Raw genomic sequence first — 11409 nt, 5'->3', positions numbered from 1 at the left:
TTGGTCATTGGTCATTGGTCATTGGTCATTGGTCATTGGTAATTGGGGAAGAGGTGAAATTCTTATATATTCCCCGTTCCCCGTTCTCTGTTCCCTATTAAGAAGCTGTGGTAAGGGATGCTAATGGATTTGGTATAGTGTCGCTAGGGGCGGAGAATTCTCCAGTAATCACATACTCTAACCGCAGTTTTAGCCAAGTTATAAATTGTGAATTGGTGGAAATAATGGCTGCCGCAGGTTGGGGACATTTCTTTTTAATACCTGCCATTTTTGGTGTTTCTAAAAAAGCGGGTTGCTTAACTAACCAAAAATCAATTTCTTTTTCTTGTTCATGATAGTTACGAGTCCGTTCTTTGAGAACTTCGTCTATCGGTTCTTGTTCCATAAGAAAGTGTTGACTGGCCAAAACGTAATAGTATGTTTGCATTTTCTTTGCTTGCTGACTAATCTATAATTTTAGGTTACTGTGGTAATATGCCCGACTTCTAGTATTAATTCATCATTTATTGACATTATGAAAACAGAAGTCGGGGATCTGCTATAATTTTAGGGCGCAGTGTTGAATCTGTACCCTGAGCGATTAACTTTTCTTCAATCCCTGAAACCAAGAACCAAAAGGACAACCACTGCCCTTATTTTCACTATTTTCTAGTTTGCCACCTGCTGTCAGGCTTTCTAAAAATAGGGCATTATCAAAATAGTGTTCTAAGGAAACAATTTTTAAATCGTCGGTAACTTGAGCAATACTCATACCGATAATTTCAACTGTTTTCCCTGTGGGTGCATAATCTTTATACTTACCCTGAAAATGTCCCCAGTGTCGCCATTTAAATGTAACATTGGGAGGACCAGAATAAACTGCCAATACTTCCCAGGGAAATCCTTGAGGAAAGGTACTATGAAAGATATCATGGGATGATTCAAAACTTTCCTCTGAAGCTTTGTAATGTTCAGAATCAGCCATAAATAAATTATAAGTACCTGATTTACCTAATTCGGCAGCGGTGTATTCTTGACCACCATTGCTTGTTACCCGGAATTTGTCATTGACGATAGATAACCACTGTTCGGGGTTAGTTTTCCATGACACTTCCATTTCAAAGGTTCTCACCAGGTTTTCGACGATAGCTTCCAGTGTACCTTCGAGATGATGGTGGATACTCTCTTTTGCTAGGTTTTGCTGAGAACGGCTATAGTCAGGGGGTTTTTGATTGCGCCATTGAGCATCAGTGCTGGCTGCAATTACCTTGTTTCTATCTTGTACCCATAGGGGCAAGTTGTTAGACTGTTGAGAAGTCATAGAAGTTTGAAGTTTCCAAATGTGACTCTAATTTTCTGGAATTACGCAGCTACAACCCCTCTGGAAGAAATTCAAAATTGAGAATTAAAAATTAAAAAAGAAGAAACCCTTTTTAATTTTTAATTTATTAATTTTTAATTGGAACGAAGTGACATTGCTTCTTTCATTTCTCGAACTGCTCTTTCAATACCTACTAAAGCTGCTCGACTAATGATAGTATGACCGATGTTGAGTTCTTCCATGCCTGGAAGGGCGGCAATGGGGTAAACGTTCCAGTATGTGAGTCCATGACCAGCATTCACCCGTAACCCGGCTTTAATGGCTTGTTCACAGCCTTGGGCTAATAAAGCTAGTTCTTTTTGGCGAGTTGTTTCGTCTTTGGCTTCCGCATATTGTCCTGTATGCAGTTCAATAAATTTGGCTTTTACCTTGACAGATGCCTCAATTTGTGGTGGTTCGGCATCAATAAACAAACTTACGGGAATGCCAGCATTTTGCAACTTATCAACTATCTCTCCTATTCTAGCAATTTGTCCGACAATATTTAAACCACCTTCTGTTGTTACTTCTTCCCGCTTTTCCGGTACTAAGGTAACATAATCGGGTTTGATATCTAGGGCTATGGCTAACATTTCTGCTGTTGCTGCCATTTCTAGGTTTAAGTGGGTTCTCACCGTTTCCCGCAATAGTCGCACGTCTCTATCTTGAATATGTCTTCTATCTTCGCGCAAATGGGCTGTAATGCCATCTGCACCCGCTAGTTCTGCGAGAATTGCCGCTGCTATGGGATCTGGTTCTACTGTGCGCCGTGCTTGGCGAATGGTAGCGATATGGTCAATATTTACACCGAGTGTAGGCACGCCTGGTTTCTCCTGTTTAACGGTTCTTAGATGTTGATTTTAGCGGAAATATCAATTATGCGGTGAACGGTCATACAGCACTTCCCGGTGTTATGAGGTACATATCTAGCGGGCAAGATGCCCGCACTACAAGAGTTTCATGATTCAACTTTGTACCTCATAAGAGCGGAAACCGCTGTATTATAAAGAAAGATAATTCTTAAAAAATTGGATAATCTTTGAGGCGATATGCTTTTAGAACTACAACAAATTATTGTCAACCCTGGTCAACAAATGTTACTCAAGGATATTAGTTGGCCGCAGTTAGAAAATATTTTAGAGGAAATGGGAGAAAGGCGTACAGCGCGTATTTCTTATAGTGATGGTTGGTTAGAAATTATGGTTCCTTTACCTGAACACGAAAAAGATAAAGAGATATTTGGTGAATTAGTCAGAATTTTATTAGATAAATTGGAAATTGATTTTGAGCCTTTTGGTTCGACAACACTGAAAAATGAGCGAATGCGGCAAGCTGTAGAACCGGATACTAGTTTTTATATTCAAAATCAAGCTGCTGTAATTGGCAAAAATCGCATTGATTTAAATATAGATCCACCACCAGATTTGGCTATTGAAATTGATATTACTTCTCGGACTCGATTTGACAATTATGAGATTTTGGGAGTTCCTGAACTTTGGCGATATCAACAACAAGGTTTGGAGATTTTCTTGTTGAAGGAAGGGAAATATATAAAATCGCAATCTAGTCCTAATTTTCCTAATATTCCTATTATTGAATTAGTTAATGAGTATGTACGGCAGTGTTTAACTATTGGGAGAAGTCAGGCTATGCGGAGTTTTAGGAGTTGGGTTAAGGATAATTTGTATACTCAAAACGGCTTGATTGTTTGATTCTAAACGTAGGGGTTTAGCACTGCTAAACCCCTACACATCTGGGTTCTTTGTCATTTGGCAAAAGTTTAAATCTCACCCGTGTTTAGTATAATCGCTATTTAGTAAAGTTGTAAAATTAAGGAATTGGCACGAATTCGTATTTATCAGTTCCAGGTTTTTGTTGAACTTTGATTAAGAAGATGCTATTGTTTATGCGATCGCCTGATTGTGAAAACTGAATTTTTCCTGTTGCACCATCAACTGAAAAATTGTAATTGCTTAATAGATACTTTGCAAGAAGATTCCGCAAAGTGAAGCATTAGCAACTAGTTAGAGACCTCCAGTTTCTTGAAGCTGTCTTATCATGTTTTTACCTTGTTCTGTCTGAAGTAGATTTGCATACGCTTCACCAGCTTGCTGTTGTTCTTGACCATTTTCCTTAACCACTACATAAAAACGAACAGGGAATGGATATTCATCACTGTCAATCGCTTCTATGTTGACTCGATTACGCTTGCCAGGTCCACATTCAGCAGGTGACACGAAGTTTTGTTGTTGGTATGGATAGAAAGTTTTACCCTTATTAATAATAGGTAAAGTCTTAACTCCACACTGTGGCACTATATTTGAGATGGGTCCTACAAAGATTCCCCCAGGTTCTTTAGTGATTTCTTGGAGTCCTTCATTAGTCGTACTAACATAGTTAATATTTTTACCAAAACTTACGATGTTTAAAGTTTTTCTGAACTCATCAGTGCTTGCTGAATTCCTACTACGTATATAAAGCTTAATTGGGATATCTGCTGGATCACCAGCCTGTCTCCAATTGTCAATCTTTCCACTAAAGATTTCACTTACTTGGTCTTTGGTCAGAGAATTGATCTCTAATTTGGGGTTAACGGCTACTGCTACACCACTTTTAACAACCGGAATTGCTTTAAGACTAAAATCCTTTTTTCCAGCTTCGTCTTTCTCTTCAGAGGAAACATCACGAGATGATAGAGCAAAATCCAGTTCACCATCTATTAACTTCTCAATACCTATTCCAGAACCTTTTACGAACTCCTTTTTTATGTTGATATCAAATTGAGGATGAGTCTTTTTAATTTCTGATTCTAACGTTGGGTATATAAAACTCCAGGAAGTGCTGCCACCGTAGTTAAATTTTCCTTTAGGTACATTGTGAACTTGTGCAAATTGGTTGGTAATTTTTATTGGAGGTAACTTACATGGAAGACATTCTTTATCCGGCTTAATATACCATGCTACCGCAAAACTAATAATTCCTAGACTCAATATTTCTATAAATTGATTACCTAGATTAAGTTTTCTTTTGTGAGAAGCTTCTATTTTGGCTGTATCTTCATCTCTAAGTCCTAACACTTGCTGAAGACGTTTCAATTTAGCACGAGTTTTATCACTAACACGGAATTTACCTTTAATTGTTTGGAGAAATGCTTTCTGATATTCCTGTAAATTTTCTTTGTAGTCTTGATAAGGTTTTAAAACATCAGCCTCTATAGTCGCCGCTTCGTCAGGTGTTAGTCCCAATCTTTTTTTTTGGTTATCTAAAGTAATACGACCAAGATTATCAATCTCACCGTCCCTTACGCAATATTCAACTTCTCGACGATATTTGAGCTTGGGATCATCTATAGGTGCTTTAGCAAGCTGAATTTTATAACCTTCTTTGACAGCATATATCTCCGGTTTCATTCCTGGAGTGGCTTCTTGAACCTTACTTTTGGCGTATTCATGCAATTCATCAACGGAAATCGAACCATCTTCGTCCCGGTCTGCTGCACCAGTTTTCAGCCCCTCAACTATGTAGCGGGTGTAAGTTGAGGTATCTGCCCCTTGCAGTTCAAAGGAATATTGAGTGGAACTTGAAGAAGTGAGAACAGCCCTCCCTTCTCCACCCAATTGATTTTTGATATCTACAAAACCATCACCTTTCGCTGATAACTCTTTACCAAACGCACCACTAAAGCAACAATCAAGAATCACCACCTCGCGTTTAGAGCGGCTATTTTTCATGACTTGATGGACAACTTTAGCCGATACTGTTGTAGACTGTAGTAAATTTTTACGAGTGTTGTGAGTAGCAAAGTAAAGATTACCCTCTTCATCTTTAATGCCATGACCAGAGAAAAATAGTAGCAAGAGGTCATCTTTTTGACGATCATCAAACAACATTTCGATGGCTTCTTCCATTTCTTGTCGTGGAGGATTTACCAGCACTTTGACCTCATCAAAACCGCCAATGTCTGGGTTTTCCAAAACTTGCTGCATGGCTTCAACATCTTTTGTCGCTGCTGGTAACGGGGTAAGACCAGGCTCATACTCGCTAACTCCTATTAGTAGGGCTATTTTCGCCATCTCGTTATTCTTTCCTTATATTGTGTAATTTCTTAGTTACCTGCAATAAATTTTTGTGCTAATTCCAGTGCTGCTGTTAGTTCTTTCTGACCATTGGCTTTAACTTTCACCTTTTTTCCGTTGACTTCAACTTCCAATTCAATACTTTTGTTACCCAAGCCGCCCAACCATGCCAACAATTTATAACAATTACTAATAGTGACCTCAGCTTGCAAAGCCCCGACCAAAAAACCACCAACAGATTTAGCTCCTTCTGGTATTTCTGCCACTTCTACAAGTCCAGCACTTTCCACATTTAAGTCTTTAATGTCTCGCAGCAGATTCCGTGTTTCCCGTTCCTGCTCCTCTGCATCTAAATCTGGATTGGCAAGAGTAATTGTGAATTTAACATTAGATTCTGAACTCATTTTGCACCTGTGAAGTCTTTTAAGGAGTTGACCAACTATATAATATACGCTTGTCTGTAATTTTACTGGATAAAATCGGAAATTTTGATAACTTTTAAGCAATTACCGCTATAGTCAAAGGCTTTTAGAAAGCTCTGGGCAGATTATTATAGAAGTTTAGGCTTGATGAAAAAGGCGATAATCACTCATGACTACCGAAAAGAATCTAGCCATTGTGGACAGGGAAGTCCATGACTCATCCACTTATTATGTGTTTGACGATGGTGAAACCCATGACCCACCAACAGACTTAATATTTGATGATGGTGAACCCTTGGAATCATATAGACATCGGACTGGAATGAATGTCCTTATCCGATCATTGCAGCAGCTTTGGTGCGATCGCAATGATTATTTTACTGGGGGCAATATGTTTATTTATTACAGCAGCACCCAGGTTCGTAATCGTGATTTTCGCGGTCCCGATTTCTTTGCTGTTCTCAATATTGATGGTACTAACACTCGACAAGGTTGGGTGGTTTGGGACGAGAATGGTCGCTATCCTGATGTAATTGTGGAATTAATGTCACCTTCTACGGCAGCAATAGATAAAGGTATTAAAAAAGACCTTTATGAACAGACTTTTCGTACCTCGGATTATTTTGTCTATGATCCATTTAATCCTCGTTCTTTACAAGGATGGCATTTAGATGATAATCAAAAGTATCAGCCGTTAATTCCCAATGAACATGGTTGGCTATGGAGTAGACGTTTAGGTTTATGGTTGGGAACTTGGGAAGGAACGGTAGAAAGGGAAACTACAATTTGGGCGCGGTTTTATGATGTTGCTGGTAATCTAGTTTTATTACCAGAGGAAGCAGCTAAATCGCAAGCAGAGGCAGCTAAATCGCAAGCAGAGGCAGCTAAATCTCAAGCAGAGGCAGCTAAATCACGAGAGGAGGAGGCTAAGGCAAAAGCAGATAGGTTGGCTGCCAGATTACGAGAATTGGGTGAAGATCCAGATATGTTGTAATCGTTAGGTTTCCCAAATCCCCGACTTCTCAGGACAAATCACAATTTCTGGAGATGATGACAGCAGAAGTCGGGGATCTTAATTTTTGCCTGCTCACTCCTGCTGTATAATCAACTGGAAGCACTGGTATAAAAACGGAGGGCAAACCGCCAAAACTGAGTAGAAATAAAGAATAAGACAATTGCTAAAAATCCCGCACCTAGCCACCAGGTAAACTGAATTTGACCTAACAGAGACTGGGCTGGAACTGTTGTTAAAAAAGTTACTGGAACTATAAAGGTAAAGAAGAAGCGATAAGCCGCCGGATAGGCTGTAATTGGATATCTTCCAGCATCTAGAAACCCTCTTAATACTTCTGTGACGTTGTATATTTTAACAAACCAAATACTTGTTGCGCTGAGGATAAACCACAGGCTGTAAAGAATGACTAAACCGCAAGCCAAGGGAAAAATAGTCAGTAAGTATTTGTCAATTCCTAAGTTAAGTTTTCTACCAGCGTAGCCAATGATGAGCAAACCTAAGATTAAATCTGGTATTCCCCAGAGGGAAAGGGTATGAATAGATAACCAAAACTGACTACGAATAGGTTTTAATAATACAAAGTCTAAGGTCCCTTCTTGGACATGACGCACAATCCGATTTAAGTTGGGAGCGAGGAAGGTAGCCGAAAAGCCTTGTAATAGGGTGAAAATTCCTAAGACTACTAAAGCTGCGTCCCATGACCAGCCCGTAAAAGTGTAGCCTGTGCGGTAAAATAGGAATAAGCCAAAGATACTACCGATTAAATTACCTAAGCTACTGAAAGCAGAAATGATAAAATTAATACGATATTCCATTTCTGCCGCAATGGCAGCACTCCAAAATAATCTCAACACTTTTAAATATCTTGCCATTTTTCGCCTTTACCCCAATATCTCTTGAATATAAAATAATTTTATCTAAACTTAATATTATTTGGTATTTTTATAATTTATGAACGTTAAAATGTTGAATGCAACTTCTTAAGCAAATCGGATTTTATGCACTTTAATTTACCGGAATTAATTAAATCGCTGGGTTATTTTGGAGTATGGGGAATTATCTTTGCTGAATCTGGTTTATTGATTGGGTTTTTTCTCCCTGGTGATAGTTTACTATTTACGGCTGGATTTGTTGCTTCTCAAAACTTGCTAAATATTTGGGTACTGATTTTTGGTGCGTTTTTTTGTGCTGTATTAGGTGATAATGTCGGGTATTTTACAGGGCATAAATTTGGCAGAAAATTATTTGAGAAGGATGATTCTTGGTTATTTCGTAAAAAACATATTGTGAAAACTCAAGATTTTTATGAAAAGCATGGGAAAAAAACAATTGTCTTAGCTAGATTTATGCCAATTGTGAGGACTTTTGCGCCGATTGTAGCAGGTATTGGGGCTATGCACTATCGGTCTTTTATGTCTTATAACTTAATTGGTGGTTTTGTTTGGACATTTGGGATTACTTTGTTAGGATTTTTCCTGGGAAAAACTTTGCCAGCGGAACAGTTAGATAAGTATCTTTTACCAATAATTGGCTTAATTGTTGTTGTTTCTTTATTACCATCTGTTATTCATGTAATTAAAGAAAATAGAGCTAATAAATGATCAAATGCTTTGTTTTGATGACAGTTTACCCATCCCTATTCCCAAATATGACCAAAAGCTGGTAGCGTCAAACAAAGGAAAATATTTTTTGTGGATGTGACAACTTGAAAACACGTTCTAATTATTGGCAACTTTTACCCTATATCCGCACCCAATGGCAACCTATTGCTAAGGGTTTTGTCGGGATTTTGGGATATGTACTGGCAACTTTAACCCTGATTAATGTCGCGGGTAAGTTGGCTGTTCCCTTCGGGAATGGTAATGTATTAGCGATCGCTCAATTAGCCGGAATCAGTGCTGCTATTTTTCTTGTGCGCGGCTTTTTTCAGTCTGTACAAGATTTATACATGGCTAAGGCAGCGTTAAGAATCGCTTTTTATCTCCGTCAACAGGTTTATACTCATTTACAAAAACTCAATCTCAGCTATTTTGAAACTGCTAAAGCTGGAGATTTATCTTACCGTCTCACGGAAGATGTTGACAGGGTGGGAGAAGTTATTAATAAACTTTTTCATGATTTTACTCCCTGTGTTTTGCAATTAATTGCTATTCCCATTTACATGATTTATTTAAATTGGCAACTTACCTTAGCGACGGTAATTGTTGCTCCAATTATGGGAATTTTAATTGGTTGGTTTGGGGAACGTTTACGGAAATATTCTCTCAAAAGTCAAAGTCGTATTTCTGATTTATCAGCTATTTTAACGGAAGTTTTTAGCGGGATTCGATTGATTCAAGCTTTTGCTGCGGAAAAATACGAAATTGATAGATTTAGTCATGAAGCAGAACGCAGTTTTAAAGCTAAATATTCAGTCGAAAGATTAAAGGCTATTCAAATTCCCATTGTCGGATTTTTAGAAGCTCTCAGTGCGTTATCTTTATTAATGGTAGGAACTTGGCAAATATCTCAACGTAATTTAACTGTCGGTGAATTTTTTAGTTATTTAACAGCAGCAGCTTTGTTAATTGATCCTATTGGTCATACTACTAATAATTATAATGAATTTAAACAAGGTGAGGCATCAGTTGATCGGGTTTTTGAGTTATTAGCAATTCAACCAACGGTATTAGAAAAACCAGATGCTATTACACTTCCATCTGTTAATGGTAAAGTTGAATATTGCCATATTACTTTTGCCTATAAATCAGGAGAACCTGTATTAAATAACATTAGTTTATTAGTAATGCCAGGTCAAGCTATTGCTCTGGTTGGTGCTTCTGGTGCTGGTAAAACCACTTTTGTAAATCTGTTACCTCGCTTCTATGATCCTGAATTTGGGGAAATTTTCATAGATGGTGTCAATATTCGAGATGTGACTTTAAATAGTTTAAGAAAACAGATTGGGATTGTTCCTCAAGAAACAATTATGTTTTCGGGAACTATTGCCCAAAATATCGCTTTCGGACAAAATATTTTTGATATTAACGCAGTGGAATCAGCGGCTAAAATTGCTAATGCTGATCAATTTATTCAGCAACTACCGGAAGGTTATCATACTTGGGTAGGAGAGCGAGGTGTGAATTTATCAGGGGGACAAAGACAACGAATTGCGATCGCTCGCGCTGTTCTGCTTAACCCGCAAATCTTGATCCTTGATGAAGCCACATCAGCGTTAGATTCGGAATCAGAAGCTTTGGTACAAGAGGCTTTGGAAAGATTGATGGCAAATCGCACGGTGTTAATTATTGCCCATAGATTGTCAACGGTGCGGAAGTGCGATCGCATTTTGGTGTTAGAAAAAGGGCAAATTGTGGAGTCGGGAAATCATGAGGAATTATTAGCTTTAGAAGGGAGATATGCCCGGTATTATGCTCAACAATAAGATCCATAAGAATAAGATCCTCGACTTCTTAGAAAAGTCGGGGATCTGAAATTCTCGCAAGGGATACGAGACGCTACTGCAAACGCTATAATCTAATAATATGCTCATAGTTTAATCCCCAGCGTTCTTTCTCAGATAGATCAGTTTTCATCGCTTTATCATAAGTTTAAATTATCCTAAACTAAGAATACTTTTGATATTTATAACTTATAGTAATTTGCCTTTAGATTTTCTTAATAATTAATTGAGAATTTTTTCTATTTATCAACGAGGTTGCAATACTTTCCGCGATTTGCTATAATTTCGGAGAATTTCATAATTGGGTTACCATTGTCAATTTTTGATCTTTAAAAAGATGTTAGTCTCAAACCCTTTATTGACAGTAGTTCCAGAAATCAATCTCCCAGTCCGATACAAAACTTTACAAAATTAATAGCTATTCCTTGAACAATTTTAGCCATGAATTTGCTCAGAAATGATCTAACTTGAGAGATAGTAAAAATTTACTATTGACAATTTGACGAAAACGTGATAGTTAACCTGTCAATATTATTAATTTTAGTGATATTAAATCAACATGAATTACCTTAACTTCGATATATGTAAGGGTTTAGCAGTGCTAAACCCCCACATATCGCATCAATTACAGGATGGTTTGCTGAATATCCCCTAAACAATCACAAAATTATTAACATTCAATGTTCCTGTTAATCCTGTGACTTCAATGATGGCATCATTAGCAGCATTAAACCCTGCGGTTGCGTCATTAATAGCCACAAAGGTTTTTTGCCCGAAACTGAATTGAGCAGCGTAATTTGAACCAAAGGCTGCTAATTTTGCCCCAATACCAGCAGCATCTAGAGTATTAACTGCTCCCACATCCACAAATCCAGCTAATGCCGTAGAAACACGGAACAAATCATTACCTGGAGTAGCGTTGAAATCAGTGATGACATCAAAATTAGCTAGGAGAGAATCAGTAAGATTTTGGTAGACAAATTTATCGCTGCCTAAACCACCAGTCAAGGTATCTTTACCACCCGCACCAGTGAGAACATCATTATTTGTACCACCGACGAGGAAGTCATTACCACTAGTACCTGTCAAAGTCAGACTAGAGGGATTGCCAATAG

The 11409-nt window shown here is 38.0% G+C and carries 11 protein-coding genes; 4 read left to right on the top strand and 7 right to left on the bottom strand.

What is annotated here, in order from left to right:
* Window positions 1-97: 97 nt before the first annotated feature.
* The 3 genes from FJR08_RS19850 to FJR08_RS19840 form a co-directional block, all read right to left on the bottom strand.
* Complete coding sequence (locus FJR08_RS19850; protein WP_053538323.1) at window positions 98-427, bottom strand: MgPME-cyclase complex family protein; 330 nt, start codon at window positions 425-427, stop codon at window positions 98-100.
* 153 nt (window positions 428-580) lie between these two features.
* Window positions 581-1300: an ester cyclase gene (locus tag FJR08_RS19845; protein ID WP_168634299.1), complete on the bottom strand. Its 720-nt coding sequence runs from the start codon at window positions 1298-1300 to the stop codon at window positions 581-583.
* A 134-nt stretch (window positions 1301-1434) separates the two neighbouring features.
* Window positions 1435-2160, bottom strand: a complete 726-nt coding sequence (locus FJR08_RS19840; protein ID WP_148762907.1) for a pyridoxine 5'-phosphate synthase — start codon at window positions 2158-2160, stop codon at window positions 1435-1437.
* A gap of 228 nt (window positions 2161-2388) precedes the next feature.
* Between FJR08_RS19840 and FJR08_RS19835 the strand changes: the two genes are divergently transcribed.
* Window positions 2389-3051 (top strand): Uma2 family endonuclease, encoded by a 663-nt coding sequence (locus tag FJR08_RS19835; protein WP_168634298.1) that lies wholly within the window; start codon window positions 2389-2391, stop codon window positions 3049-3051.
* 312 nt (window positions 3052-3363) lie between these two features.
* Here FJR08_RS19835 and FJR08_RS19830 read toward each other — a convergent pair whose 3' ends face one another.
* Both FJR08_RS19830 and FJR08_RS19825 read right to left on the bottom strand, forming a co-directional pair.
* The gene (locus tag FJR08_RS19830) at window positions 3364-5412 is read right to left on the bottom strand and encodes a substrate-binding domain-containing protein (RefSeq protein WP_168634297.1); all 2049 of its coding nucleotides are present in this window, start codon (window positions 5410-5412) and stop codon (window positions 3364-3366) included.
* 32 nt (window positions 5413-5444) lie between these two features.
* A complete protein-coding gene (locus tag FJR08_RS19825) occupies window positions 5445-5819 on the bottom strand; it encodes a hypothetical protein (protein WP_168634296.1) in 375 nt (124 codons plus the stop codon).
* Window positions 5820-6006: 187 nt separating this feature from the next.
* On the opposite strand from FJR08_RS19825, the gene FJR08_RS19820 reads away from it, so the two are divergent.
* The gene (locus FJR08_RS19820) at window positions 6007-6831 is read left to right on the top strand and encodes a Uma2 family endonuclease (RefSeq protein WP_174783170.1); all 825 of its coding nucleotides are present in this window, start codon (window positions 6007-6009) and stop codon (window positions 6829-6831) included.
* A gap of 110 nt (window positions 6832-6941) precedes the next feature.
* Here FJR08_RS19820 and FJR08_RS19815 read toward each other — a convergent pair whose 3' ends face one another.
* Entirely contained in the window at window positions 6942-7724 is a 783-nt protein-coding gene (locus tag FJR08_RS19815; protein ID WP_168634295.1) for an ABC transporter permease, read from the bottom strand.
* A gap of 126 nt (window positions 7725-7850) precedes the next feature.
* Between FJR08_RS19815 and FJR08_RS19810 the strand changes: the two genes are divergently transcribed.
* Window positions 7851-8453, top strand: a complete 603-nt coding sequence (locus FJR08_RS19810) for a DedA family protein (RefSeq protein WP_148762897.1) — start codon at window positions 7851-7853, stop codon at window positions 8451-8453.
* Between the two features lie 104 nt (window positions 8454-8557).
* On the top strand, window positions 8558-10276 hold the full coding sequence (locus FJR08_RS19805; RefSeq protein ID WP_168634294.1) for an ABC transporter ATP-binding protein: 1719 nt from the start codon (window positions 8558-8560) through the stop codon (window positions 10274-10276).
* A 669-nt stretch (window positions 10277-10945) separates the two neighbouring features.
* On the opposite strand, the gene FJR08_RS19800 is transcribed toward FJR08_RS19805, so the two are convergent.
* A partial coding sequence (locus FJR08_RS19800; RefSeq protein ID WP_305791126.1) for a calcium-binding protein occupies window positions 10946-11409 on the bottom strand: 464 nt, incomplete at its 5' end.

It is taken from the genome of Dolichospermum sp. UHCC 0260 (assembly GCF_009711985.1).
Taxonomy (GTDB): domain Bacteria; phylum Cyanobacteriota; class Cyanobacteriia; order Cyanobacteriales; family Nostocaceae; genus Dolichospermum; species Dolichospermum lemmermannii.
This window is presented reverse-complemented; position numbering and strand designations above follow the sequence as displayed.